General features: G+C 50.0%; 27 protein-coding genes and 2 tRNA genes. 18 read left to right on the forward strand and 11 right to left on the reverse strand.

The features are described 5' to 3' along the window. Window positions 1-18: 18 nt before the first annotated feature. Window positions 19-588 (reverse strand): NUDIX hydrolase, encoded by a 570-nt coding sequence (locus tag ACO0LH_RS11450; protein WP_422941217.1) that lies wholly within the window; start codon window positions 586-588, stop codon window positions 19-21. Between the two features lie 127 nt (window positions 589-715). On the opposite strand from ACO0LH_RS11450, the gene ACO0LH_RS11455 reads away from it, so the two are divergent. After that, window positions 716-792: transfer RNA gene (locus tag ACO0LH_RS11455), tRNA-Met, on the forward strand. A 285-nt stretch (window positions 793-1,077) separates the two neighbouring features. Here ACO0LH_RS11455 and ACO0LH_RS11460 read toward each other — a convergent pair. From ACO0LH_RS11460 to ACO0LH_RS11470, 3 genes are all read right to left on the reverse strand, one after another. Beyond that, window positions 1,078-1,452, reverse strand: a complete 375-nt coding sequence (locus ACO0LH_RS11460) for a VOC family protein (RefSeq protein WP_422941218.1) — start codon at window positions 1,450-1,452, stop codon at window positions 1,078-1,080. Between the two features lie 340 nt (window positions 1,453-1,792). Next, window positions 1,793-2,872, reverse strand: a complete 1,080-nt coding sequence (locus tag ACO0LH_RS11465) for an alpha/beta hydrolase family esterase (RefSeq protein WP_422941219.1) — start codon at window positions 2,870-2,872, stop codon at window positions 1,793-1,795. Between the two features lie 10 nt (window positions 2,873-2,882). Then, on the reverse strand, window positions 2,883-4,577 hold the full coding sequence (locus ACO0LH_RS11470; RefSeq protein ID WP_422941220.1) for a thiamine pyrophosphate-binding protein: 1,695 nt from the start codon (window positions 4,575-4,577) through the stop codon (window positions 2,883-2,885). 458 nt (window positions 4,578-5,035) lie between these two features. Between ACO0LH_RS11470 and ACO0LH_RS11475 the strand changes: the two genes are divergently transcribed. From ACO0LH_RS11475 to ACO0LH_RS11555, 17 genes are all read left to right on the forward strand, one after another. Next, a complete protein-coding gene (locus tag ACO0LH_RS11475) occupies window positions 5,036-6,043 on the forward strand; it encodes a diguanylate cyclase (RefSeq protein WP_422941221.1) in 1,008 nt (335 codons plus the stop codon). A gap of 548 nt (window positions 6,044-6,591) precedes the next feature. Further along, window positions 6,592-7,644 carry an SMC-Scp complex subunit ScpB gene (gene scpB, locus ACO0LH_RS11480; protein ID WP_422941222.1) on the forward strand — a complete coding sequence of 351 codons (1,053 nt, stop codon included), beginning with the start codon at window positions 6,592-6,594 and terminating at the stop codon, window positions 7,642-7,644. A gap of 109 nt (window positions 7,645-7,753) precedes the next feature. Next, a complete protein-coding gene (locus tag ACO0LH_RS11485) occupies window positions 7,754-9,415 on the forward strand; it encodes a pseudouridine synthase (protein WP_422941596.1) in 1,662 nt (553 codons plus the stop codon). Between the two features lie 298 nt (window positions 9,416-9,713). Beyond that, window positions 9,714-10,199: a ribosome maturation factor RimP gene (gene rimP, locus ACO0LH_RS11490; protein WP_422941223.1), complete on the forward strand. Its 486-nt coding sequence runs from the start codon at window positions 9,714-9,716 to the stop codon at window positions 10,197-10,199. After that, window positions 10,196-11,755, forward strand: a complete 1,560-nt coding sequence (gene nusA, locus ACO0LH_RS11495; protein ID WP_422941224.1) for a transcription termination factor NusA — start codon at window positions 10,196-10,198, stop codon at window positions 11,753-11,755. Before rimP ends, nusA begins: the two co-directional genes overlap by 4 nt. 47 nt (window positions 11,756-11,802) lie before the next feature. Then, complete coding sequence (gene infB, locus ACO0LH_RS11500; protein WP_422941225.1) at window positions 11,803-14,670, forward strand: translation initiation factor IF-2; 2,868 nt, start codon at window positions 11,803-11,805, stop codon at window positions 14,668-14,670. A 57-nt stretch (window positions 14,671-14,727) separates the two neighbouring features. Further along, the gene (rbfA, locus tag ACO0LH_RS11505; RefSeq protein WP_422941226.1) at window positions 14,728-15,126 is read left to right on the forward strand and encodes a 30S ribosome-binding factor RbfA; all 399 of its coding nucleotides are present in this window, start codon (window positions 14,728-14,730) and stop codon (window positions 15,124-15,126) included. A gap of 35 nt (window positions 15,127-15,161) precedes the next feature. Next, window positions 15,162-16,094 (forward strand): tRNA pseudouridine(55) synthase TruB, encoded by a 933-nt coding sequence (truB, locus tag ACO0LH_RS11510; RefSeq protein WP_422941227.1) that lies wholly within the window; start codon window positions 15,162-15,164, stop codon window positions 16,092-16,094. 123 nt (window positions 16,095-16,217) lie between these two features. Then, window positions 16,218-18,050, forward strand: coding sequence for a translational GTPase TypA (typA, locus tag ACO0LH_RS11515; protein WP_422941228.1), 1,833 nt, complete (start codon window positions 16,218-16,220; stop codon window positions 18,048-18,050). 120 nt (window positions 18,051-18,170) lie between these two features. After that, window positions 18,171-19,040 carry a DMT family transporter gene (locus ACO0LH_RS11520; RefSeq protein ID WP_422941229.1) on the forward strand — a complete coding sequence of 290 codons (870 nt, stop codon included), beginning with the start codon at window positions 18,171-18,173 and terminating at the stop codon, window positions 19,038-19,040. A gap of 16 nt (window positions 19,041-19,056) precedes the next feature. After that, window positions 19,057-19,353: a DUF1294 domain-containing protein gene (locus ACO0LH_RS11525; RefSeq protein WP_422941230.1), complete on the forward strand. Its 297-nt coding sequence runs from the start codon at window positions 19,057-19,059 to the stop codon at window positions 19,351-19,353. Window positions 19,354-19,422: 69 nt separating this feature from the next. Beyond that, complete coding sequence (locus ACO0LH_RS11530; protein ID WP_422941231.1) at window positions 19,423-19,860, forward strand: GNAT family N-acetyltransferase; 438 nt, start codon at window positions 19,423-19,425, stop codon at window positions 19,858-19,860. 49 nt (window positions 19,861-19,909) lie between these two features. Then, window positions 19,910-20,290 (forward strand): cupin domain-containing protein, encoded by a 381-nt coding sequence (locus tag ACO0LH_RS11535; protein ID WP_422941232.1) that lies wholly within the window; start codon window positions 19,910-19,912, stop codon window positions 20,288-20,290. A 153-nt stretch (window positions 20,291-20,443) separates the two neighbouring features. After that, entirely contained in the window at window positions 20,444-21,484 is a 1,041-nt protein-coding gene (gene dusA, locus ACO0LH_RS11540; RefSeq protein WP_422941233.1) for a tRNA dihydrouridine(20/20a) synthase DusA, read from the forward strand. 15 nt (window positions 21,485-21,499) lie between these two features. Then, window positions 21,500-21,958, forward strand: coding sequence for a copper chaperone PCu(A)C (locus tag ACO0LH_RS11545; protein ID WP_422941234.1), 459 nt, complete (start codon window positions 21,500-21,502; stop codon window positions 21,956-21,958). Between the two features lie 200 nt (window positions 21,959-22,158). Continuing rightward, a complete protein-coding gene (locus tag ACO0LH_RS11550; protein ID WP_422941235.1) occupies window positions 22,159-22,716 on the forward strand; it encodes a hypothetical protein in 558 nt (185 codons plus the stop codon). A 96-nt stretch (window positions 22,717-22,812) separates the two neighbouring features. Next, a tRNA-His gene (locus ACO0LH_RS11555) sits at window positions 22,813-22,888 on the forward strand. A gap of 87 nt (window positions 22,889-22,975) precedes the next feature. On the opposite strand, the gene ACO0LH_RS11560 is transcribed toward ACO0LH_RS11555, so the two are convergent. The 7 genes from ACO0LH_RS11560 to ACO0LH_RS11590 all read right to left on the reverse strand — a co-directional run bounded on the left by ACO0LH_RS11560 (window position 22,976) and on the right by ACO0LH_RS11590 (window position 26,513). After that, on the reverse strand, window positions 22,976-24,208 hold the full coding sequence (locus ACO0LH_RS11560) for a hypothetical protein (RefSeq protein WP_422941236.1): 1,233 nt from the start codon (window positions 24,206-24,208) through the stop codon (window positions 22,976-22,978). Then, window positions 24,153-24,380, reverse strand: coding sequence for a DUF4224 domain-containing protein (locus ACO0LH_RS11565; protein ID WP_422941237.1), 228 nt, complete (start codon window positions 24,378-24,380; stop codon window positions 24,153-24,155). The genes ACO0LH_RS11560 and ACO0LH_RS11565 overlap by 56 nt, the downstream gene beginning before the upstream one ends. A 2-nt stretch (window positions 24,381-24,382) precedes the next feature. Further along, window positions 24,383-24,565, reverse strand: coding sequence for a hypothetical protein (locus ACO0LH_RS11570; protein ID WP_422941238.1), 183 nt, complete (start codon window positions 24,563-24,565; stop codon window positions 24,383-24,385). Window positions 24,566-24,588: 23 nt separating this feature from the next. Beyond that, window positions 24,589-24,897: a hypothetical protein gene (locus tag ACO0LH_RS11575; protein ID WP_422941239.1), complete on the reverse strand. Its 309-nt coding sequence runs from the start codon at window positions 24,895-24,897 to the stop codon at window positions 24,589-24,591. Window positions 24,898-25,051: 154 nt separating this feature from the next. Beyond that, window positions 25,052-25,324, reverse strand: coding sequence for a hypothetical protein (locus tag ACO0LH_RS11580; protein WP_422941240.1), 273 nt, complete (start codon window positions 25,322-25,324; stop codon window positions 25,052-25,054). Continuing rightward, window positions 25,321-25,659 (reverse strand): hypothetical protein, encoded by a 339-nt coding sequence (locus ACO0LH_RS11585; RefSeq protein ID WP_422941241.1) that lies wholly within the window; start codon window positions 25,657-25,659, stop codon window positions 25,321-25,323. Before ACO0LH_RS11585 ends, ACO0LH_RS11580 begins: the two co-directional genes overlap by 4 nt. Next, window positions 25,656-26,513, reverse strand: coding sequence for a hypothetical protein (locus ACO0LH_RS11590; RefSeq protein ID WP_422941242.1), 858 nt, complete (start codon window positions 26,511-26,513; stop codon window positions 25,656-25,658). The genes ACO0LH_RS11585 and ACO0LH_RS11590 overlap by 4 nt, the downstream gene beginning before the upstream one ends. Window position 26,514 lies beyond the last annotated feature (1 nt).

Below are 26,514 nucleotides of genomic sequence, written 5' to 3' on the forward strand. Positions count from 1 at the left end.
TAAAGTATGAAATGCGTTTTAACCGTGCCGCATAGGTTTGAAGATATCGTGTTCATGCATTTCAAAATGCCCGCCTTGCCTTACCCGCGCCAGGTCTTCAAAGAAAAATTTCAAGGTGTGTGTGATGGTAGGGAAAGCAATTTCATCCCATGGAATTTCCGCTTCTGAAAACAAGCCCACTTCCAGGCTTTCTACACCTGCTGCATAGTTCAGATCAAGCAATGTTGCCCGGTAAAACAAATGCACCTGATGTACATGGGGCACATTAAGTATGGAAAACAGTTCATGCAACGCAATATTGGCTCCGGCTTCTTCTTCAGTTTCTCTTTGCGCCGCCTGTGCTGTGGTTTCTTTGTTTTCCATAAATCCCGCTGGCAAGGTCCAGAACCCCAGACGCGGTTCTATTGCACGCTTGCATAACAATATCTTTGTCTCACCATCCGCTTCCCAGACGGGGATGGAGCCCACCACCATTTTTGGGTTTTGATAATGAATAGTGCCGCAAGCTGTGCAGACAAAACGTTCACGCGTATCGTCGGCAGGAATTTGCAAGGCTACTGGGGACGCACATTCAGAGCAGAATTTCATGGGCAAAAGACAAAAAATTAGCGGATTCTCAGAGTGTAACACCTGTCTGCTGAAGTGCAGTAATAGTAGCGGTTCCGGAAAAGGATTGCGCAGAGCAGCAAAATCATGTATAGTTTCATTCTTCAGACGCGGGGTGGAGCAGTCTGGCAGCTCGTCGGGCTCATAACCCGAAGGTCGTAGGTTCAAATCCTGCCCCCGCAACCAGATTCAAAAATAACGCCATCGAAAAGCTAGTAATAGTTGCTCGGTGGCGTTATTTTATTCAGCATTAATACTGCCAGTGTTTCCCGGAACAGGCGCGAATAAGTGGCAGGCCTGCACATAAAATGTGCTTTGACACATTGATCAAACTCACTCCCCCAGCTGTTTTGCTGCCATCTTTTGAATGGAATGAGGCGGCGCTTTGCATCAATTTCATTTTAACGTTTGTCAGGCAAGCTTAATCCCAATAGCGTAATGCAGCTGAAGCGCCTGGCTTTTATCGCCGGTTCAGGCTTCAGGTTCGTGGAAAACCGCTTCGATATTGTGACCATCCGGACCAATTACAAAAGCTGCATAGTATCGTCCCTGGTATTGCGGTCGAAAACCAGGCGCACCATTGTCTTTGGCGCCCGCTGCAAGTGCGGCACGGTAGAAATCGTCGACTTGCTGCCGGCTCCTGGCCCGGAAGGCCAGGTGAAGATGCGCTGGCTTTTCCCCGGTTTGGTACAGGCATAGTGAAACCTCTTCATCTGCGCTAAGCTCGACACCATAGCTTGGCACTCCCTCAGCGATAATAGCGACGCCTAGCGGTTCCAGCGCTTTGCCAAAGAAGGTTTTGCTGGCTTCAAAGTCGCTGACTCCAAATTTGACGTGATCAAACATCGATTATCCTTTAAGCGTATGTGCTTGCATGAGCGTAAACCAGTTTATAAATGCTAGCCGGTAAGTTATCAAAAAAATTCAAACGAAGCAATTTTTTGAGCCTCTCTTGGAGAAAAATTGAGGTGGCATTTTCCGTTTCTCAATTTGCTGTATTTGGAGGCCCTAAGTCCGTCGTCATCTGCAACATCTCAACCTGGAAAGCGCTTTGATTTCATAGGATATATTTTCCCGACAGGTTTGTGCGTTTAATCTGTATGTAGTAGGTTCAAATCCCGCCCGGGCAACCAAGCAATCAGGGCTTTGAAATTCTTAAAGGACCGTGAATTGCGTAGGCATCGTTTTAAATTTTTTTCGTTAAGGTTTTTGTTGAGATTTCTGCCTTTGCTGGCGTTAAATCACTGCGCACGCCTGACGCAAATTGCTTCTTTGCAAAAGCCCAGATCATGCCTGATGCATCTGGCCCTTTGGGGTCACTGTACGCATGGCCCGCTGCGCCGCCACTCCAGGCATGATCAAGTCCCTGCACTTCGCAAAATGTGACGACAAGTTTGCCCCGGATTCGATAATCGGTAATGCTTGTCGCATAACGTGCGCCGCGCTGGACAATGCGTGACTTGCCGGGTTTTGCGCCGCACTGGGTAGCCCATTGCTGCGCTGCCTGGGCACCATTGGTGGGTGCGACGACGCGGTCTTTGTCGCCCTGGATGACCAGTAGAGCTGGTAATTGCATGTCAGTAGACAGAGGTTTGGCAGCAAGCTTGCGCCCACGCATGGCCATCAAGGCAGTCGCCGTTGAATGCGCTACTCCTGTGGTAATGCCAGAATGCATGGCAATCACGCGAAAGCGTTCGGGTCGGCTTGTTGCGATAAGGGCCGCCATGCTCGCCCCAGCCGACAAGCCGCACAGCACTATACGATCAGAGTCGACAGGCTGTAACTGGCAGACTTGATCGATCACTGCTTCTATGGAACTTGCTTCGCGTTGTGCCCGGCCTGACCGGGTGTCGTACCAATTCCAGCAAGCCTGGGCATTCGCGAGACGTTCTTGTTCCGGGTAAACAACCAGAAAGCGCTCGCGTGTCGCTATCTGATTCATTTTGCTACTCGCTGCCAGTGCCTCGGCATCCTGTCCGCAGCCATGAAGCATCACCATCAATGGAAGGCGTTCGTTGCGTCTGAGACTTGCTGGCCGGTAAAGGCGATAGCGTCGTGCGCCCGTCATGCCGAAAGTGATTCCTGGCTCCCAGTTTGCTTTCAGAGTTGGTCGCGGTTTGACTGGCGCAGGCTTGCCTTTCTTTGGCGTGCCCTTCAGTAACTTTGTAATGGCTTTTGCCCCTTTACTTGTCGCTGTCTTGGTAATCTTGCTTAAGATGCGTTTGAATGGGGTATTCCATAGCGTTTTCGCCATACGTTTTGTCATGAGCTTTCGTTCACCCGCCGCGTAGCGAAAGTAGAGTCTCCTTAATGCGCGCCAGTCCAAAGCGCCATATTTGATCAATATGAATATGCGGCATGGAAGGTAATTCAGCAGGATCAATAAAAACATTCAAGATCGCCGGCCCGGTTGTGGCGAATAACTGCTGCAAGCCATGTTCGAGCTCGCTTGATTTGCGCACTGTAAAACCTGATGCGCCGCAGGCCTGAGCAAAAGCGGCAAAATCCATATTGGGAAATGTACTGCCTTTATGTGCAGGAAGTCCGGCTTCTTCCATTTCAAGATGAACCAGGCCCCATTGCTGGTTATTGAAGACGATCACTTTCACTGGTAGTTGGTGCTCGACACTGGTCATGAATTCGCCTGGCAGCATGGTAAAGCCGCCGTCACCTATGGCCACGATAACTTGTCTTTCGCGATTTAGTGCCTGTATGCCATTTGCCTGCCCCAGACTGGTCCCTACCGCGGCATTATTGAAAGAAGCAATAATTCTTTGCTGGCCGGATTGCTGTAGCCAATTGCCACACCACAGTGTCACGACGCCTGTGTCGACGATGATGGCGGCGTCACTTTGTGCATGCAGGCTGATGCCGCGAGCCAGGGCCTGGGGGTTAATGTGCTCCAGGCTTTCCTTCAGCATGGCTTTTTTGTCCAGCATGTGGTCCCATTTTTTTCGTGCCTCGCTCACACTTAGCAAAAAATCCTGATTCTCCCTCTGTGGCAGCTGTTCCAGCAATTGCAGAATGCTTGGTTTGACTGCCCCGACTATGCCCAATTGCACACCAGTACGCCGCCCAAGGACTTCCGAACGCAAGTCGATTTGAATGACCTTGCCATTTTTGGGAAGGTATTCGGTGTAAGGATAATCAGACCCCAGCATCAGTACCACGTCCGCATTTTGTAGTGCATCCACACCCGGTGCTCCACCTATCAAACCTACCCCTCCTACCCAGTGTGGGTGCGTGTAGGCCACCATATCCTTGGCGCGAAAGGTATGCATGACAGGGGCCTGCAATCGCTCTGCGAGTTGCAATACCTGTGGTATCGCCGAGCGACAACCGGCACCAGCAAAAATTGCAATTTTTGTAGCCTGGCTGATCAGGTGAGCAGCTTCGCTGATGTCGGCGGAAGCGGCAGACATTTCTGGTGATGACCGTAATGTCGCGAGACTGCTTATATTGGCCTCTGTTTTTGCGGCAAATACGTCTGGGGGAATATTCAAATGCGCAACCCCATGCATGCCATAAGCATGCGCGATGGCCTGATGGAAAACATGCGCAGCCTGGCTGGCATTGGTTAGCGTTTGTGTATAGACCGCGACGTCGCGAAACAACAAGTCCGGTGTGTTTTCTTGCAGATAGTCATTGCCACGTTGCGCAGCGGGCACTCCCCCAGATATGGCCAGTACTGGTGCATGGTCTTTGTATGCCTCATACAAACCCGCAATAAGGTGATTGGCACCGGGACCGGTAGTGCCGCAGCAGACGGCGAGTTGACCAGTCAGCTTGGCCTGACCGGCGGCTGCAAGTGCCGCACCTTCTTCATGTCTTACCCCTATCCACTGTATGCCTTTATGACGGCGTATAGCGTCGGTAAAGGGATTGAGTGCGTCACCCACGACGCCAAAAATATGGCGGACACCAATTTCATGCAAAGTGGCAACCAGAAACTCAGCGACGGTTTGTTGCATGGTGATTTTCCTTTTCGAAAGCGGTGCGATGCGGTCAAGTGTGCCGAATGTTTTGTGAGTGCAGCCCATTGAAGCGAAATGTCTATAAAGGCTTCATGCTACTGAGGTGTGCCGTGTGTTTCTATGCGCTAACGCACGCAAGAAGCGAATGGTGCTGCTTGTTTTGCCACGCGCCCCCTCGCAATTCATGATGAGTCTGGGTCATGCCGATTGCGTCATTAATGTAAATAATGCAAATCCCAGCCCTTGGTTGAAATAATTATTGATTTACACAGTGTTTGCAAAATATTTGCAAAAATCTGGATTCCATTTTTTATGAGGGTAGCGAGTGCGCTATTTATGTTAATACTGGTTAATTTTAATAAATTACCGTTCGGAAATTTTTTGTAATCTTGACCAAATTTGAGAATAGGTCTATATCTGCTTTTAAGCATGATTTGAAAATCAGCGGAGACAATATGCCTAAGCTTGAATCGCAGCAATCGCAGCGTCTGACTTCGGGTGAGCCATATAAAAAGAATACCGAGCTTACTTTTGCCATCAATTTGATGAAGCACCTGGTTGTGCCTACTTTTGTGCTGGATCCGCAATGCCGGGTCCTGATCTGGAATATTGCCTGTGAGCGCCTGACGGGCGTGCCAGCAGCAGAGGTGATCGGCACCACGGAGCATTGGCGTGGTTTCTATGATGTTCCCCGGCCCTGTCTGGCGGATTTGGTTGCGCAGGGGCGTGCCAGTGAAATTCATGAGCTGTATGCCCAGCATGAAAATGTCGAAGAAAAGCAAAAAAGCCTGTATGCAGAAAACTGGTGCCTGATGCCGCGCATAGGTCATCGTTGTTACCTGGCAATTGATGCAGGACCTATTTATGACGATACTGGCGAGCTGATTGCCGTAGTGGAAACTTTGCGCGACATGACCATACAGAGGGAAGCGCAAATGGCACTCGAGCAGTTGGCTAGCAGGGATGGCTTGACAGGAATTGCCAATCGCCGCTGTTTTGATGAAACCCTGCAAAATGAGTGGCGCCGGGCTATCCGTGAAGTAAAGCCGATGGCCTTGTTAATGGTAGATGTCGATCATTTCAAACACTATAACGATCACTTTGGTCATCAGGCGGGCGATGATTGTCTTAGAAGTGTTGCTGGCGTCATGGCAAAATCGGCATTGCGGCCCAGCGATCTGGTGGCCCGCTATGGTGGTGAGGAATTTGCCGTAATATTACCGGATGGTGATTGGGAAGGTGCCATCACTCTGGGGCAGCGTATTCGCCATTCTGTCGAGCAGTTGCATATTGCAACAGGAAGTGCCGACGGCGCGCCGCTGACGGTCAGTATAGGCGCGGCTACTACGGCAGCGTTGACGAAGGTAAGTCCGGCCGAACTTTTGCGCGCAGCAGATAGCGCGTTGTATGAAGCAAAAAACAGCGGGCGTAATCGGGTGGTGGCAGTTGATCTGGATGCGTGACCGGACTTGCGTGCCAAATAGGCATGCTTTTTGTTTATTTGGCAAGGCGTTGGCGACTGTATATTGCCGGTTTTCTTTATTTTCCCCGTGCAAACTTTGTTAAGGCATGCTAATCTCGCGCCCTTGCAGTAAAATGTAAATGTAGTTGGGAGGCTTGTGGTCAGCTTTCCGGGGTTAAGTAGAAAAGCCAGACAGTATGTCTGGTTGCAGCGCAAGCTGGCTACGATGGTCTTTGCGTGCCTCCGCAGACAGAATTAAGTTAAAAAGCCACGTATTAGCGTGGCTTTTTTATTGTTCGATGACGATTTTTTGATTGTCGCTGAAATTCTGGACTACAATCCAGTGTCTACTAATTTTAGGGATTGTGCGCCACCAGGTTCTGTGCGCGATCAATACAATCCCTAGCCGCCCGCATGATGGGCGTTGCTGCCAGATTGGTGGCAACATAATTTAATACAAAACTGGTGTGAGTATGGGAATGGCCGCTGACTTGTCAGTTGCTGTGCTGCATGACATCAACTAAATAAACCCGTGTACTTAAGATTTGCATGAATACTGCTGAGGCAAAGCGAGTCCTCGAAACAGCCTTGTTATGCGCGCCTGAGCCGCTGACAGTCAATACCATGAAAAAGCTGTTCCAGGAAGCGGATGATCAAGGTGAAGTGGTCGGCGCAGATACCATCAAGCTGATGCTGGAAGGTTTGCGTACTGACTGGTCCGACAAGGGTATAGAGCTGGTGGCCTTGTCCACTGGCTGGCGTTTTCAGAGCAAACCTGAAATGCGGGCCTATATAGACAGATTAAACCCGGAAAAGCCACCGAAATATTCAAGAGCTACCCTCGAAACCCTGGCTATCATTGCTTACAGGCAGCCGGTGACACGTGGCGATATTGAAGAAATTCGTGGTGTAACCGTAGCTTCGCAAATGATCAAAACGCTCGAAGACAGGGGCTGGATAGAAACCATAGGTCATCGCGATGTGCCTGGACGGCCATCTTTGTTTGCCACTACCAGGCAGTTTCTTGATGATCTGGGTTTATCGTCGCTGGATCAATTGCCGCCCTTGCAACAAGTTAAAAAAGATGTGGTCGATGAAATTGCACCTGAGCTGGCAGCAATGGATGGCGGCATGTTTGCTGTTGAATTGCTTGAGGCTGCGTCGGCGGGACAGGATATCCAGACAGGGTCTGAGGCCATCAATGCGGCGCTCGTTGAAGATGTGCCTGTTGAAGTTGCCTCAGCCCCGCCAGAGCTGCCTCTTGCCGAAGAGATAGTTGCTACAGAATCTATGGAAACTGCGGAAGTTATATCGGAATCCGGGCATGCAGAGTCAGAGGTGATCGACCTTGTGCCGTCTGCCCCCGAGATTGCAGAGTCGCAGCTTGTTACGCCTGTTGTGTTGCAGGCGCAGGCATTGAATCAGACAGAAGTAACAGAGCAAGAAGTAAAAGTAGCGTTTAGTGATGTTGGGGGTGAATCTCAAAACGTCACACAATTGAGTGATCAGGTGCTTGAGCAAGTGGCGCCAGATAGTTTACCGGGTGCTGCAGACAGTCAGTTGCCTCCATTAGAACTAAAGAATGAATCCAATGAATCCTGAAGATGTGAATGCTGACCAAGCAGATGGTGGTGCGGGCGCGAATGATACTGACCCGACTGGTGCTGATGAAGCAAAACCGGCCAAGCGCGGTGTGCGTGGGCCGCGCAATATGCGTCGCTCTCCCCGGGTCAAGCCAGAAAATGCAGAGGCATCAGCCGATGCTGCCAATGTGGATGTCGCAGCAAGTATCGAAGTTGTGGCCGATGCGCCGGTAAAGAAAGCCCGTGCACCAAGAGCGCCGCGAGTACCGAAAGAGCCTAAGGCTCCCAAGGTCGCCAAAATAGATGCCGTACAGCAAGAAGTATTCGTCCCTGAAGCAGTTGAGCATGCGCAAGCCCTTGCTCCTGTGGAAAATGTAGAACGTGGTGAGCGGCCTGAACGGGCGCCGCGTGGCGAGCGCCCACCCCGTGCTGATCGTGGTGAGCGTCCTCCGAGAACTGATCGCGGCGACCGTAACGACCGTGGCCCGCGTCAAAATACTGGACAGGCTGGCGCTGGTAATAAATCCAAGCGACCACAGCAAACACGTGGTGCGCGCCCGGCAAATGCTGCTGATGATGTATTTTCCTTTGTGACCTCTGATGCCTTTGATGTTGCCGACCTGGATGATGCCAAGGCTGGCAAGGGGCGTGGTAAGCCTGTTCGCCGTGATTTGACTGCAGACGACGATGCGCCAAAATTACACAAGGTATTGGCTGAGGCCGGTCTCGGTTCACGCCGCGACATGGAAGACCTGATTGTTGCCGGTCGCGTATCCGTCAATGGCGAACCTGCACACATCGGTCAAAGAATTCTGCCAACGGATCAAGTGCGTATCAATGGCAAGCCCATCATGCGCAAGGTCAGTAAAAAACCGCCACGTGTTCTGGTCTATCATAAACCGGCTGGCGAGATTGTCAGTACCAATGACCCAGAGGGCCGCACCTCTGTATTTGACAGCTTGCCAGCGATGAAGGTCGGCAAATGGCTGGCAGTCGGTCGCCTGGATTACAACACAGAAGGCCTGTTGCTGTTTACCACTTCCGGTGATCTGGCAAACCGCCTGATGCACCCGCGTTACGGCATTGAGCGTGAATATGCAGTGCGTACCCTGGGCGATCTGGAAGAGGGCATGCGTCAAAGTTTGTTGGCGGGTGTGCAACTGGATGATGGTCTGGCGCAGTTCTCCAAGATTACTGATGGTGGTGGTGAGGGCGTTAACAAGTGGTATCGCGTGGTGATTGGCGAAGGCCGTAACCGCGAAGTGCGCCGCATGTTTGAAGCTGTTGGTCTGACCGTTTCCCGTCTGATCCGTACCCGTTATGGCGTCATGACTTTGCCAGCGAACCTCAAGCGCGGTCGCTGGGAAGAGTTGGAAGAAGATGCAGTGCGCAGTCTGTTGAAAATCAGTGGCCTGGAAAAAGCCGGTGGCGACAAGCCCGCACCTAAAAGTGGTAAGCCTTTTGGTGGCAAGGCGCCAGGTTTTGGTTCTGGCCCATTTACCCAAAAGCAAGTGGGTTTCCCTATGTCCAGCGGACGTGGTGAGAATAGCCGTGGTGAATACGGTGCGGGTCGTGGTGGTAATGCAAGTAACGCAAATGGCAATAAATCGGGTGGTAATGCACCTGGCAATAATGCCAATGCCGGTAAAAAACGCCCGCGCCAGCCTGATCCTTTGCAGACAGCACTGGGTTTCCCCGATGCGGGGCAGCGTCGCGGCCCTACTGCGCGTGGTAGTGGTCAGGCGATAGGGCAGGGTATCGCGGCGCGCAGGCGCTCCCGTGGTGCCTGATCTTTTTAGCAGATTTTACGTGTTTTGAAGTAGATGGACGTGTTGAAATTACCTCGTTTTCCATTGCGACGAGGTAATTTATCGTTTATAATCTTGTAGTTAGAAGATTTTGCCTTTATTGATTTCAAATCAAGGCGCTACAAAAAAGATGGGCAGTTGCCCATTTTTTTTTGGTTTTGACGATTAGCATTGTGTTTTAAGTAGTTGCGGTGCGACGCTTGGGCGGTCTGATAGTTAAAATTTTTGGTGCGAATTTGATTTGCAATGCTGAGGCAATACGTGTTTTTCGGAGAATAGTTTGGCTTTGTTGGATTTGATAGAAAAGACCGTCAACGGTACTGGTTACGAACTGGTAGATTTTGAGCAGGCCGAACGTGGCTTGTTCAGGGTATATATTGATTTTTTACCGGAAGATCTGGAGCGCGGCAATATTACAGTCGAAGACTGTGAAAAAGTCAGCCATCAGCTATCGCATGTCTTGACGGTGGAAAATGTCAATTATGGTCGCCTTGAGATTTCATCTCCAGGGCTTGACAGGCCGCTGACCAAACTTGCTGACTATGCGCGTTTTGCTGGCGAAAAGGTCACCGTGAAGTTGCGTATGCCTATGCCGGGTACGCCAAATCGCAAAACTTTCGAAGGCGTGTTGCACGAGCCCGAGGGTGAAAATCTGAAGCTGGAATTTGAAGTAAAAGATGGGTCGGCCATGCTGGAGTTTACGCTCGCCGATGTGGATAAGGCACGTCTCGTGCCGCAAGTGGATTTTAGGAGTCGCAAAGCATGAGTCGTGATTTGTTGTTATTGGTAGATGTGCTGGCGCGTGAAAAGAACGTCGATGAAGAGGTTGTTTTCGGATCGCTGGAGCATGCTTTGGCGCAAGCGACAAAAAAACGTTTTCCCGGTGAAGTCGATATTCGCGTAGAAATCGACCGTGATACTGGTGAATTCAGGTCTTTCCGCCGTTGGCACGTAGTGCCTGATGAGGCGGGTCTGCAATTGCCAGATCAGGAAATCCTGCATTTTGAAGCAGTCGAAGATGATCCTGAAATTCAGGTCGATGACTACATCGAAGAAGAAATTGAATCGGTCGACTTTGGTCGCCGTTTTGCCCAGGACACCAAGCAGGTGGTTTTGCAACGTATCCGCGATGCGGAACGTGAGCAAATTCTGGCTGATTTCCTGGAGCGCGGTGATTCACTGGTAACGGGTACCATCAAGCGTATGGAACGCGGCGAAGCCGTGGTTGAGTCCGGCAAGATTGAAGCCCGTCTGCCACGTGATCAGATGATCCCTAAAGAAAATCTGCGTGTTGGTGACCGTGTTCGTGCCTATATTTTGCGCATAGACCGCAATGCCCGTGGCCCACAAGTGATCCTGTCGCGTACTGCGCCAGAATTCATCATGAAGCTGTTCGAACTGGAAGTGCCGGAAATCGAACAGGGTTCGCTGATCATCAAGTCCGCAGCGCGTGACCCTGGTGTACGTGCAAAAATTGCCGTGCATACCAATGACAAACGTATTGACCCTATCGGCACTTGCGTCGGCATGCGTGGTTCACGCGTGCAGGCAGTGACTGGTGAGCTGGGTGGCGAGCGTGTCGATATCGTGCTGTGGTCTGAAGACCCGGCGCAATTCGTTATCGGCGCACTGGCACCTGCCAATGTCTCATCCATCATGGTGGATGAAGAAAAACATGGCATGGATGTGGTCGTGGATGAAGAAAACCTGGCAATTGCTATTGGCCGCAGTGGACAAAACGTCCGTCTGGCAGCTGAATTGACGGGCTGGCAAATCAATATCATGACTGCTGAAGAGTCTGCGAACAAGGCCGAGCAGGAAACTGCCGGTATACGCAGCCTGTTCATGGAAAAACTTGACGTTGACCAGGAAGTCGCCGACATCCTGGTGGATGAAGGTTTCTCCAGTCTGGAAGAAATCGCTTACGTACCTATCAGCGAAATGCTGGAAATTGAAGCCTTCGACGAAAGCACTGTCAATGAGTTGCGTAACCGCGCTCGTGATGCTCTGTTGACAGAAGCGATTGCTTCTGAAGAAGGTCTTGAAGGTATGGAAGATGAATTGGTCAATCTCGAAGGTATGACCCGCGTGACTGCGGGTAAGCTGGGTTTGGCTGGTATCAAGAACCTGGCGGCTTTTGCCGGATTGGCTTATGACGAATTTGGCGCGATTTTGGCATTATCTGCCGACCGTGCCCGTCAATTAATTAAAGAAGCATTTGAAGATGTGACCGATGATGAGATGAAACTCATCGACGCTAAATATGATGATCAGGCCAAGGCGCTGTTAGCCAAAGCCTGGAAACTCGTAGAAGCTAAGTAATTCACGGGTTTCAATCTCATAACGCGCACATAGAAAAAGAGGACTGAATGGCGAGTAACAATGTAGCCCAATTTGCCACCGAGCTAAAGATGTCAGCAGATTTGCTGCTCACGCAATTGCGTGCAGCGGGCGTCAGTAAGAGCTCAACGTCAGATTCGCTGACAAAGGAAGACAAAGATAAGTTGTTGGAACATCTGCGTCGTTCCCATGGCGTTTCTGCGGACACCGAAAAGAAAAAAATTACCTTGACTCGTAAGGAAACGACCGAGATCAAGCAAGCCGATGCGACTGGGAAGTCTCGTACCATTCAGGTAGAAGTTCGTAAAAAACGTACCTTTGTAAAACGTGATGATGCCCCCGCAGATGAAGCGCAGGCGCCAGCACCGGTGCTGGATGCTGCTGAACAGGCGCGTCGCGAAGAAGAAGATCGCATCGAAGCTGAGTTGATTGCACGTCAGGAAGCTGAGCTGCTTGAAAAGCAAGAGCGCCTGGCCAAGCTGGAAGCTGAAAAAGAAGCGCAAGCCAAAGCCATGCGTGAAGCTGAGTTGGCAGAAGCTGCCAAGGCAGAGGCTGAGCGTGTCAAGGCTGCGCAAGCCGCAGCCTCGGCCAATGTGGCTGACAAAGTCGTGGATAAAGTGGCAGAAGTAGTCAAGCCAGCGCAACCAGACGAAGATAAAAAACGTCTGGATGCAGAAGATGCGAAGAAAAAAGCCACAGCAGATGCCAAAGAAGCGACTGAGCGCGCTGCTGCAACTGAAAAAGCACGCAAAGCCGTAGCGGATGAAGTTGCGCAGATTAAAGAGATGATGAATGCAGCACGCCGTCCAGCCAAAGCGCCGGAACCGGTTGCTGTTGCGCCGAAAGCTGCTGAAGGTACTTTGCACAAGCCTGCTGATAAAAAAGTGGCTGAGAAGAAACCTGGCGCACCTGCTGAGAAAAAAGACGAGAAAAAACCTGCTGTTGCTGACAAGAAGGCGATTAAATCCGCTAACGTGTCTTCGACCTGGCAAGACGATGCTGCGAAAAAACGCGGCGGTGGTTTGAAAACACGTGGTGATACTTCTGGTGGTCGTGATGGCTGGAAAGGTGGTCCGAAAGGCCGTCGCAACAATCATCATGATGATCGTGAATCCAATTTCCAGGCACCGGTTGAAGCGATCGTCAAGGATGTGTTTGTACCTGAAACCCTGACTGTGGCTGAGCTCGCGCACAAAATGTCCGTCAAGGCATCGGAAGTTATCAAGCATTTGATGAAACTGGGCCAGATGTGCACGATCAACCAGGTTCTTGACCAGGAAACAGCAATGATTCTGGTTGAGGAAATGGGCCACAAGGCATTCGCTGCCAAGCTGGACGATCCTGAAGCCATGCTGACGGATACCACAGAACACGGCGAATACGAGTCCTTCCCACGTGCACCTGTTGTCACTGTCATGGGTCACGTTGATCATGGTAAAACATCTTTGCTCGATTACATCCGTCGCGCCAAAGTCGCGTCTGGTGAAGCCGGCGGTATTACACAGCATATCGGTGCTTATCACGTGGAAACACCGCGTGGCATGATCACCTTCCTTGATACACCGGGCCATGAAGCTTTTACCGCGATGCGTGCCCGCGGTGCCAAGGCAACGGATATTGTTATTCTGGTGGTGGCAGCGGATGACGGCGTCATGCCGCAAACCAAAGAAGCGATTGCGCATGCGAAAGCAGCTGGCGTGCCGCTGGTCGTGGCTATCAATAAAATTGATAAACCAGGTGCCAATGCTGACCGCGTGACACAAGAGTTGATTGCTGAAAGCGTTGTGCCTGAAGAATACGGCGGCGATGCACCTTTCGTGCAAGTGTCTGCAAAAACTGGTCTGGGTATCGACTCCCTGCTGGAAAACGTTTTGTTGCAAGCTGAAGTGCTGGAATTGAAAGCGCCGAAAGATGCCCCTGCCAAAGGTCTGGTTGTTGAGGCACGTCTGGACAAAGGCCGCGGTACTGTGGCAACTATCCTGATACAGTCCGGTACCTTGAAACGCGGTGACATCGTTCTGGCTGGTTCTGCTTATGGTCGTGTTCGTGCGATGCTGGATGAAAATGGCGCGAATATTGCTGAAGCGGGTCCTTCCATTCCGGTAGAAATCCAGGGTCTGACAGAAGTGCCATCCGCTGGTGAAGAAGTCATGGTCATGGCAGATGAGCGCAAGGCACGTGAAATCGCCTTGTTCCGTCAAGGTAAGTTCCGTGATGTGAAACTGGCCAAGCAGCAAGCCGCGAAACTGGAAAATATGTTTGAAAACATGGGCGAGGGTGAAGTCAAGAACCTGCCTGTCATTATCAAGACTGACGTACAGGGTTCACAAGAAGCGCTGGTGCAATCCCTGGTCAAATTGTCGACCAGCGAAGTGCGTGTGCAGGTTGTGCATGCTGCGGTGGGTGGCATTTCCGAATCCGACGTCAATCTGGCTGTCGCTTCCAAAGCGGTCATCATTGGCTTTAACACCCGTGCTGATGCATCTGCCCGTAAATTGGCAGAGTCTAACGGTGTTGACATCCGCTACTACAACATCATTTACGATGCGGTAGATGAAGTCAAAGCAGCTTTGTCCGGCATGTTGGCTCCAGAGAAGCGCGAACAGATCATTGGTATGGTCGAGATTCGTCAAGTCTTCGTGGTCAGCAAAGTTGGTGCGATTGCAGGCTGTCTGGTTACCGATGGCATGGTCAAGCGTACCTCTTCTGTCCGTTTGCTGCGCAACAACGTGGTGACCTGGACAGGCGAGCTGGATTCGCTCAAGCGTTACAAAGACGATGCCAAGGAAGTCAAGGCAGGTCTGGAATGCGGTCTTTCACTGAAAGGCTACAACGAGATTCAGGTTGGCGATCAGCTTGAAATATTTGAAGTACAAGAGATAGCACGTACTCTGTAACTCAAGATAACCCCGGACTAGTTCCGGGGTTGTGGTTTATGGAGAAGCAAGAAAATTATGGCAAAACATAGTAAAAATATTCCTGGTCGTGGCCTGCGTGTTGCAGACCAGATTCAACGTGACCTGGCGGAAATCATCTGGTCTGAGCTGAAAGATCCACGCGTAGGCATGATTACGCTGACTGAAGTGCAATTGACACCTGATTACGCCCATGCAAAAGTGTATTTCACCACACTGGTAGATGAGCCGGTTGCCATCAAGAACACCATAGAAGCATTGGCCAAGGCTGCTGGTTTTTTGCGCAATCAACTGGGTCTGCGCCTGCATATCCATACCTTGCCGCAGCTGCATTTTGTGCATGACACATCCACCATCCGTGGTATCGCCATGTCTAAATTGATAGATGAAGCCAATGCCACCCGCGCCAAAGACGACGGCGAAGAAACTCCCGACTGACACAGCGCGCCGCCTGGCAACAGGCTGCTGACCACATGACGACTCCGCAAATAAAAAGAAAGCGTGTGCCTGTGCATGGCGTATTGCTGCTGGATAAGCCTGTCGGCTTTTCCAGTAATGATGCCCTGATCAAGGCCAAGCGTTTTTTGAATGCCGCCAAAGCCGGGCATACCGGTACGCTCGATCCTTTTGCTACTGGTTTGCTGCCTTTATGCTTTGGGGAAGCAACCAAGTTTTCCCAGGATTTGCTTGAAGCTGACAAGACTTATACGACAGTCGTGCATTTGGGTGTTACCACGACAACCGGGGATACTGAAGGCGAAGTACTGGAAGAAAAGCCCGTGGACATCAGCCTGGAACGGATCCGGCAAGCCGTGGCGCAATTTACTGGCCCCATACAGCAAGTGCCCCCCATGTATTCGGCGCTCAAGCGTGATGGCAAGCCCCTGTATGAATATGCACGCGCTGGTATTACGCTCGAGCGAGAAGCTCGCAGCGTTATCATTCATGAGCTGGAAATACTCCACTATGAGGCACCATTCCTGCATCTAAAAGTCAAATGCAGCAAAGGCACCTATGTGCGCGTGCTGGGTGAAGATATTGGCGCGATGCTGGGTTGTGGTGCGCATTTGAAAGAATTGCGACGTATAGGTGTAGGACACCTGGTTCTGGAGAAATCCATCAGCCTGACGTATCTGGAAAGTTTGCCTGAGCCAGAGCGTCTGGCTTTGCTGGATCCAGTCGATGCATTACTATCAAGTTTTGCTGCTATTCATATGAATGACGAGCTGTCCCGTCGTTTTTTACATGGGCAGCGTCTGGCATTAAATAAAGAAGAAATCATTTTACCCATTGAAACTGGCCGCGTTCGCGTCTATCGTGAATCGGACGGACAGTTGCTGGGCTCAGCCCAGTTGCAAGAGTACGGCATACTGGCTCCTGAACGCTTGATTGCCACTGGGCACTAATTCTGTCATCGCTGTGTAGCAACTCCTTGAAATAATAGGAGTTTTTCTACTTTTGCATTGCAGCATGTTATAATCGCAGGTTATCCGATTTACCAAATAGATTTACCCAATAAGAACGCTATCATGTCTACTACAAAACGCGCTATCCGTAACATCGCCATTATCGCTCACGTCGATCACGGCAAAACCACTCTGGTTGACCAGTTATTGCGTCAGTCCGGTACTTTCCGCGACAACCAGCAGGTTGATGCCCGTGTGATGGATTCGAATGATATCGAAAAAGAGCGCGGTATCACTATTTTGTCCAAGAACTGTGCTGTTGAATACAAGGGCACACATATCAACATCGTCGATACACCAGGCCATGCTGACTTTGGTGGTGAAGTAGAACGTGTTTTGTCCATGGTGGACAGTGTATTGTTGCTGGTTGATGCGCAAGAAGGTCCGATGCCGCAAACGCGTTTCGTGACACGTAAAGCGCTGGCGCTGGGTTTGAAGCCTATCGTTGTCGTCAACAAGATTGACCGTGAAAACGCCGACGCCCAAAAAGCTGTTAACGCAACTTTTGAATTGTTCGACAAACTCGGCGCAACTGACGAGCAACTCGATTTCCCTATCATCTATGCGTCCGGTTTCAAAGGTTATGCTGGTCTGGAAGACACAGTACGCGAGGGTAATATGGAACCCTTGTTTGACGCTATCCTGAAGCACGTTCCTGCGCGTGAAGATGATCCGGATGGTCCTCTGCAATTGCAAATTACATCCCTGGAATATTCTTCCTATGTTGGTAAAATCGGCGTCGGCCGTATCCTGCGTGGCCGCGTCAAGGCACTGCAAGACGTTATCTGGATGAATGGCCCGAACGATAAACCAACAAAAGCACGTATCAATCAGGTATTGACTTTCCAGGGCTTGGATCGCGTACTGGTTGACGAAGCGTTGGCAGGTGACATCGTCCTGATCAACGGTATTGAAGAAATCGGTATCGGTTCCACCATCTGCGCACCAGACACGCCTGATGGCTTGCCGATGTTGAAGATTGATGAACCAACCCTGACCATGAACTTCATGGTTAACAGCTCCCCACTGGCTGGCCGCGAAGGCAAATTCGTCACGACTCGTCAGATCCGTGACCGTCTGGAACGTGAATTGAAATCCAACATGGCCCTGCGCGTAGTGCAGGCCGAAGGTGATGATTCCACCTACGAAGTATCTGGTCGTGGTGAGTTGCATCTGACTATCCTGATCGAAAACATGCGTCGTGAAGGCTTTGAGCTGGCAGTATCGCGTCCACGCGTGGTTTTCAAAATGGTAGGTGATGTACGTCACGAACCATATGAAAATCTGACTGTTGACGTCGAAGAAGCCAACCAGGGCGGCGTCATGGAAGAACTGGGCCGTCGTCGTGGCGACCTGCAGAACATGGAGCCGGACGGCAAAGGTCGTGTTCGTCTGGAATACCGTATTCCAGCGCGTGGCCTGATCGGCTTCCAGGGCGAATTCATGACATTGACACGCGGTACAGGCTTGATGAGCCACGTGTTTGATGAATATGCACCAGTTGATAATTCCAGGGGCGAACTTGCTGGTCGTCGCAATGGCGTACTGATCTCGCAAGATGATGGTGCGGCAGTTGCCTACGCCATCTGGAAATTGCAAGACCGTGGCCGTATGTTTGTCAGCCACAATGACCCAGTCTATGAAGGCATGATCATCGGTATCCACTCCCGTGACAATGACCTGGTTGTGAACCCGATCAAAGGCAAGCAATTGACCAACGTGCGTTCTTCCGGTACGGATGAAGCGGTGCGCCTGGTACCACCTATCCAGTTGAACCTGGAATACGCGGTTGAGTTCATTGATGATGATGAACTGGTTGAAGTGACACCAAAGAGTATTCGCCTGCGCAAGCGCTTCCTGAAAGAGCACGAACGTAAAAAGGCGTCACGCGAATAACGTGATCTCTTCTGACTGATGCGGTTGACAACTCTACCGCATTAAGATCAACCCGTTTTGCTTTGGTCAGGTTGGCCAGGGTCAAACGGGTTTTTTATTTGGATTGATATGCAAAATAAAATGTCTCACCGCAAAGCGGTGATGCTGATGATTTGCGCCGCTACCTTGTGGAGTATCGCGGGCGTATTCACCCGTCACCTCGAAGTGGCACGTGATTTTGAAGTCACTTTCTGGCGTAGTTTTTTCGCGGCGGTGTTTATTGCCGCTGTCATGATGAAGCAATACAAGTGGGGTTTCGTTCCCCGTCTGCGCCTGCTGGGCAAACTGGGTATGCTGTCAGGTTTCATGTGGGCCACCATGTATAGCTGTTTCATGATTGCGCTTACCATGACCACCGTGGCTAATACCTCAGTCATGGAAAGTCTTTCGCCGCTATTTACCGCCTTGCTCGCCTGGCTGGTCTTGCGCCAGAAAATTCCAGCGCGTACCTGGTGGGCAATTGCTGCGGCTTGCCTTGGCATGGTCTGGATGTTCGTCGGCAGTATTTCTGAAGTCGATAGCCGTGGTTTAACGGGTATGCTGATCGCATTTGGCATACCACTGGCATCGTCCACCAACGTGATCATTTTAAAAAAGGGTGGACATGCTGTTGACCTGGTGCCTGCCGTCTTCATGGGCGGCACTATTTCTGCGCTGATGATGCTGCCATTTGCCTGGCCGTTTCATGTATCTCTGCATGACCTCATTATTTTGGCAATACTGGGATTTTTCCAGCTGGGTCTTCCTTGCATGCTGATGGTAAAAGCCTCTGACAGTCTTACCGCGCCTGAGATCGCTTTATTGTCTCTGTTGGAAGTGTTGCTGGCACCAATCTGGGCCTGGCTGGGCGCGGGCGAAGTACCTGCTATGGCAAGCATCTATGGCGGTGCAGTCGTGTTGATCGCCCTGGTCTTCAATGAGTTGACTGACATGCGAAATGAGAAGCCATGATAAGTTGTAATCTGCCATGACGAGTGATAACTGGCCTGTGTCAGCGGCAATTGCCGTGCTTTATCTGATGATGAGCGGGTTCACTATCCTGTTGTATGCGATTGATAAGTCCGCGGCACGGCAACGCAAGTCCAGAATTTCCGAGCGCACTTTGCTACTCTGTGGGCTTGCCTGCGGCTGGCCAGGAGCCATCATGGCGCAGCAGATATTTCGTCACAAGACCCAAAAATTATCTTTCCGTATTCTGTTTTTCTTCACGGTACTCATCAACTTGCTCATCCTTGCGCTGGTGTTTTGGATGCGATTAATCTGATTTTTTATTGATATGCTAATATTCCATGCGCACAATTATGGTGCGGTGGTATTTAATCATGAGGTCGACATGGCAGAGTTGCTTTGGCTTACTGAGCAAGATAAGGTCGATTGGGAAGCGCTTTCCAATTTATACAAAATCGCTCCCTTGAGTAACAAGCCAGCCAAAAATCTGGAAACTGTTTTCTCCAATAGCATGTTCAAATGTTTTGTCTATGCAGGCGACATGCTGGTTGGTGTTGGCCGCGCGCTTGCGGACGGTCTTGACTGCTCGTATATCTGCGACATTGCGGTACATCCCGATTATCAGGGCATTCAGCTCGGCAAAGCCATTGTCGATTACCTGGTTACCCAATCAAAAGGGCATAAGAAAATTATCTTGTACGCCAACCCTGGCAAAGAAGGTTTCTATCAGAAACTGGGGTTTTATCCCATGCAGACGGCCATGGCTATTTTTGCTGATCATCAGCAGGCACTGGCGTCAGGGATCATTGCCGCCAATCCTTGAATTGCAGTAAACACTTTTTATGAAGTGAATTATGAAGTGAGATTCCGCAATGAAAATTGATTCCCAAAAAAACTATGTTGCGCTGGCCGGAGATGGCAATGCGACTGTGCTGCTTGGCGGTGATGCTTTCTGGAGCCTGCCAGAGCCTGACATTGAGGCGTGGGGCAAGCACTGGCTGATCAGCGAATTCAGTTGCGAATCAGACTGGCCGAGTTGGGAAATGCACCCGCATGCGGATGAATTTGTCTATCTGTTATCAGGTACTGCCGATTTCTTGCTGGAAGAGGGTGATGAAGTTAAGCGCATCAGCATGCAGCCAGGTGCGGCTGTACTGGTGCCAAAAGGCCGCTGGCACACTGCCAAAGTGCATGCGCCCAGCCGTATGCTGTTCATGACCATGGGGCTAGGTACAGAACACAGGCCAGCCTGATGTCCGTGATGTGTTTTGATTTCGTTCATTAATGAAATCAGTTTATGGAAGCGTCAAGGATTGTGATTCCTGCTGTCGTCAAGGCCACGAAAATCATTGGCGACAGCGCCGCAGGTTACAATAGCGGATTGTGAATAGCTGTCTTGTTTTATTGTGAATACTAAAGCACTACCTCCGCGCCGCGTGTCCGTGGCCCCCATGTTGGACTGGACTGACAGGCATTGCCGTCAGTTCCATCGCCATATTACCCGTCACACCTGGCTTTACACCGAAATGGTGACGACCGGTTCGCTCTTGCATGGTGATGTACAGCGCCACCTTGAATTCAATCCAGGTGAGCACCCGGTTGCGCTGCAACTGGGTGGCAGCGAGACAGTTGACTTGGCGCAATGCGCCAAACTGGGTGAGCAATGGGGCTATGATGAAATTAATCTCAATTGCGGTTGCCCGTCTGAGCGTGTGCAGAAAGGGGCATTTGGGGCCTGCCTGATGGCAGAGCCGCAACTGGTGGCGGATTGCGTCAAAGCCATGAAAGATGCAGTATCGATTGATGTCACCGTCAAGCATCGTATCGGTATCAATGATATTGATTCCTATGATTTCATGCGTGATTTTGTTGGCACGGTTGCTGAGACCGGTTGCCAGACCTTTATCGTGCATGCGCGTACCGCAGTGCTCAAAGGTTTGTCACCGAAAGAAAACCGTGAAATTCCACCACTGAAATATGATTTTGCGTATCGCCTCAAGCGCGAGTTTCCTCAACTGGAAATTATTCTCAATGGCGGCATCAAGACCATGGCAGACATGGATCTTCATTTGCAGCATGTCGATGGGGTCATGATAGGCCGCGAGGCTTACCATAATCCGTATTTCATGGCTGGCTTTGATGAGCGGTATTATGGTGATGCGGCACCAGTAAAAACCCGTGAAGAAATTCTGGCTTGCATGATTCCCTACATCCATCGTCAGCTTGAGCTATATGGCAATGGTGGCAAGGGTTTGCGTCTTAATACGGTGGTGCGGCATATGTTGGGCTTGATGATGGGCCTGGTGGGGGCGCGCACTTTCCGTCAGGTGCTTTCTGACAGCAAGCGCCTGGCGCTGGGCGATCCTGCCTTGTTGCTGGAAGCCGCACAACGTATGCAAAGCGTGACTGCTTATGACCGCAGCCATGAAGAGCAATTTTCCAATTAAATTCACACGTCCATCATGAAACTATTCCGTCAATGTCTCGCTGCTTGTGCCCTGAGTTTTGTCAGCTATCTGGCTTCTGCTGAAGTGATCGTCAAGGACGCGTGGATCAGGGCGACGGTTGTCCAGCAACATGCGACAGGCGCATTCATGCAAATACAGTCCAGCAAAGACGTGCGCTTGTTATCGGTGCAGACAGAGATCGCCGGTATCGCTGAAATTCATGAAATGAAGATGGAAAACAATCTCATAAAAATGCGTGAAATCAGTCATCTTGAGATACCGGCTGGTAAAACTATAGAACTCAAACCCGGCAGTCTGCATCTGATGTTGATGGATTTAAAAGGGCAGGTAAAACCGGGCGACAATGTCACGCTGAAACTGAAGTTTGAATCCAAAGATAAAAAAACTGAAATCGTGGAAGTAAAAGCCCAGGCAAAGGCACTTAATGAGCCGGTTGTGCCGGGTAAAATGTAAATCTGATGCAGGAGTATATTTCGGTGTGACGTGATTCGTAAGAATTTGTAATACCCTATTCGCTTGATGAGTGGCGGGCATATATTGGTCACGTTTCATTGCTCTCTCCTTCATCTCACTGTAGCAGTGGGGTTGCCTACGCAGTCAATTGCGTAGGCTTTTTTATTTCAACAGCCTTTTACATCAATAGCGGGTATCGTATGTCGCATAAAATCTTGGGCAAAACTGTTTTTGCATTCTGTGCAATATGTCTGCCATTGACGGCAGCACTGATAACGCCAGTGGTCAATGCCACCTCTGTCATGGATATGCGGTTTGAAAGCATGCTGGTCAAAGCGGCTGATTTGAAGCGTGAACTTAATCTCAATGCCAACCAGCAAATGCTGTGGCAACAAACAGAAAACAAGTTGCAATCGATACAGCATCAGCGCGAACTCAGGCGTGAGCGTCTGCAGGCAGAACTGGATCTGCGGCTTGATAAGAACGGCATGGAGCTGCGTGACGTCAATCCGCATATTGAACAGGAAGAGCAAACCAGCGCCGCAGAAAACAAGCAAATTCGCGAACTGGTGTTCACCATGAATGATGCGCTGGATGACAAGCAGCGCCAGATCATGCAAACCTTCTGGGTCACTTCATTGCGTGCCGGCCCTGACAGTGGCAAGACGAAACGTCCAGATGGTGACGATGCACCTAAGCAAAAAGGGGGCATGGGCCGCCAGCGCAGCGGTGGCATGAGTGGGGGAAATAAGTTCTAGCAATGTAGGAAGGGGAATAAAGCTATTGCCAGCAAGCCGGATTCCTCGTATAATGCGTAGCTCTCTTGCAGCAGAATTGCAGGAGAAAACACAGTGGTGGTCGTAGCTCAGTTGGTAGAGTCCAGGATTGTGATTCCTGTTGTCGTGGGTTCGAACCCCATCGATCACCCCAAAGAATTTGTTTTAGATCAAAGGCTTGCATGATTTTCATGTAAGCCTTTTTTCGTTATTTCCAACGGTTTTTTGCATTTTCCAACGACTATTCTGTTGCCTTCGCTTTTTTTGCCGTTCTGTGATCGTAATGCTTATGCGTGGTTGACGGGTTTGCATGGGCCGCAAAATCGTATGCATCGGCATCTCGATTTCGTAATTTCGTTGTTATAGCGGCTGGCCGCACGTTTTGTAGCGAGAAGTATTGTAGGTGGCCGGTAATTGAAAAGTCGTCAACTTTGATGCTAGTTCTTTTTTGGCCCTTGCTGTATTCCGCCCGGTATTGGAGCTCAAGTACTCTTTTCAGATCCCATGCTTTCTTTGCTTCAACATCAAACGAGGCAATCCATTCATGCAGGGCATCAGTCCATACCGATCCCCAGCCGCTGCGGCTGTATGGCGAACCGGTTGAATTTGCAAATAAGTACATGCGCGCTGCGCCATGGTTTTGCTTCGCCCTGGCAATAACTCGTCTTAGGCTTGGGGACCACTCGCGTAATTTGGTTATTTCTTTTTGCCCTAATTTACGCTTTGCATTAACAACTAGCACCCCTTCTTTTGTAATCCCTGTTATATGAAATGGTCGAACTTCAGACGGTCTGAAGCCGGTCAAATATGTAAACATTGCGGCACATCCCATCGTCCTGACAGTGAGAGACGGCTGTTTTCTTGACCAGTAATAAAACTTAATAATTTGATCACGGCTGGTATTTCGAACCACAGAATCAGTTTTGTTTTGCATGATGCCAACAAATGGATTTGCTTCAATTACTCCCCAACGCACAGCGAAATGGCATATCGTAGAAAAAAGTGCTAATTCCTTATTGGCTTTTGCCGGCGCCCCCGCTTTGGCGCGCGCATCAAGAAATTGGTAGCCGTGGACGGTTTTAAGAGCCATAGGTGCCATTTTCCCAAAGAACTTGACCAGATTGGCGTAACCACTTTCTCGCACGGCCAAGCCGTCTTTGGACTGATCAAGATAGTGGGTCGGAGCAACGTCAGTTTTAAACCTGTCTATGACGTCAGCGATTGAGCCTGCAATAATTTTGCCTTCGTTTATGTCCAGCGCCAGGCGCTTCGCCTTCCGTTCGGCATCTGCAATTTCCTGTCTTTGCCCAATTTGTGCAGTTGCCAATGTTTCACTTCTTCCATCGGCATACTGATAGTAAAACGAGACTTTTTTTACACCTGTGCGCTTGTAAAGGCGATCGATACCTGTACTTTCCTTACGCAAAGGCTGCGAGGTTTGGGCCTTCGCTGAATTTTGCCTTTTGCTTGCCATCCGTTATTCCCATTCGCTTATCGTGATATGCCCGTGCGACCTTGGGCAAACCATTCTTACTTAGTACATAGGTCCAGTTTTGGTGATCAAGCCAAGTGCACATTTGTTTCCGCTGATTTGGCTTGCATTCAACTAATTCTGCGAGCTCAGAAGCAGTGAGATAGGAACTCATATTCAACCTCCAGGTATCGCTTTGCGGAGCGCTGAGGCCAGTTGCTTGCGTTCTTTATAATCGTCTTTGTGTGTTGTATTCTTCCAATCCTTGCCATCATTGGAAAAATTCTCTTTGAGCTCTTCAGCGTCGTTTTCAAGTATTTCGATAGTGCGCTTGATGGCGTTGATTACTGGTGTTGTCATTGCAGTTCCAATTAAGTTTTAGGTTATGCCTGTCCGTATAGAGCGATCATAAGCGGGTCAGTACGTTCGATTTTGACTTCAATTTTCGGTTTGCGGGTGCTTTCGGTTGGTACCGGCTTGCCTGGTACCCAGTAAAACTGTTGAGTGGTGCGCCCGCGTTTATTTGGGATCGGGTTTGCGCCAATATGACCAGAATGCATCAGATCGCCTACCAGCTTGCGGGCATAATTTTCTGATGTACGTAATTTCGTCATAATTTCTTCAATGAACATTGCGTTGCCAAAAAGAATATCGTGCATTTGTTGATAGCGTGCTGCTACATCGTTTCTCATGATTTCCTCTCTTGAATGCGCTGTTGGGATGTTGCAAAAGCATAAGCCGACAAACTTTGCTCCTGCTCCTTCCGTACATTTGCAGAATACTGGCAACTCTGGCCAGGTCGGCGCCCACAATTCCCGCCGCAAACTTTACATTTCTGTTTTTTCTTCATTTGAACACTCCAACATTCAATAACATAGTGTCCAGACCCAGCCTCGACCCCAGATTCAGTGTTTCGCTCTTGCCATAGCAAATGCCATCATTCGAAACGAAACCTGCCGATATCGGCTTGGCATTGAAGTGCGGCTTGGTCCACCGTCCACCTATGCCTTGACGCACCTGGCAAACTGCCTCGGCCATGTGGTTGTGGGCTATGCTTTCAGGGAAGATGAAGATTAGTTCTTCAGATCCGGACTGCATTACGATATATTTATGGTTCATAACGCCTCCTGCATTGCAAGATCAATGGCTTCACGCGGAGAATCGCATGCCAATTTGTTCCCTGAGAGATTTCTATACCCATCTTCATACCTGGTCATCAATGCAAATCCAGCAGGCGTTACGCCGTCGAATGTTATGTTTCCAATAAATGCATCCTTGTTAAACATAAAATCCAAGCGGGTTGTATCTTTCTGCGCTTCAGCAAGCTGGCACACAAGCTCGTCTATGCGGTCGGCTGCTTTTCGAATTTGAACCGACATTACGTTCCATCCGGCATGCTCATCAAGATCTGCCAAACTTCTTAACTGCTCCTGCATTGTTTGTTCAGTAATCATAGTTCGTTATCCTCCAACTCAATTGCCCGCTCAATAGACTGGCCAGCTTCACGCAAATCCTGAATCGCATCCTTGTGGCCACGCTGGCCCGGTTGCAACAGCTTCTTGATCGCATGTTGAATGGCTGGATTTCGCACGTCCCACGCCTTAAGCACGTCATACACATCCACCAAAGTCCCCTTTACTTGGCGCTGGTATTTGTTGGGCGAGATCTCAACTGGCGAATGATCAATATTTGCCGATGAGGTTGCAATTTTTGATTCAGTCGATTTCGCTGGCATTGTAGGTTTTGAAAATACTGGAATCGACACAGCTTTTGGCTCATTAATGACTTGCTTCTTTTCAGATAACTTGACGGGCACACCATTACCAATCGCGTAGCCCAAGACACCTTCTTTCTTTACACGTATGACTAGGCGCTTTTCCAATGCAGTTGCTAGGTATGCTTTGACGTTGCCACCGATGTTCAGACCCATTGCAACGCGCATTGCAACATCATCTGCAAAGCCAACCTTAGACAGGTGGTCGATTGCCAAATCCGGCTTTGACTTATAGGGTGCAGCCTGGGCAGGTGATGGTGTATCCTTGCTTTGCTGCTCAACAGTTGGTGCTGCTGGAGTTTTGGGCTCGACATAATCCGGAGCCTCGAAATTCGGTGCCAATTTATATGAAGATTGCGATACTCCATTCGGCCCCGCTACTAGGCTCCGTAAAACGTCACCCAATTCAATTTGCGGTTTGAGGGCCCATTCGACAGCATCCATATCGCAATCGACTTTATCGGCAATCTCAACTTGCCTGATGCCCGGGTTTGCTTTAATGATGCTCAATATCCTGTTTGTATTGTGAGCCATG

Source organism: Undibacterium sp. TJN19 (genome assembly GCF_049339485.1).
Taxonomy (GTDB): Bacteria; Pseudomonadota; Gammaproteobacteria; order Burkholderiales; family Burkholderiaceae_D; genus Undibacterium.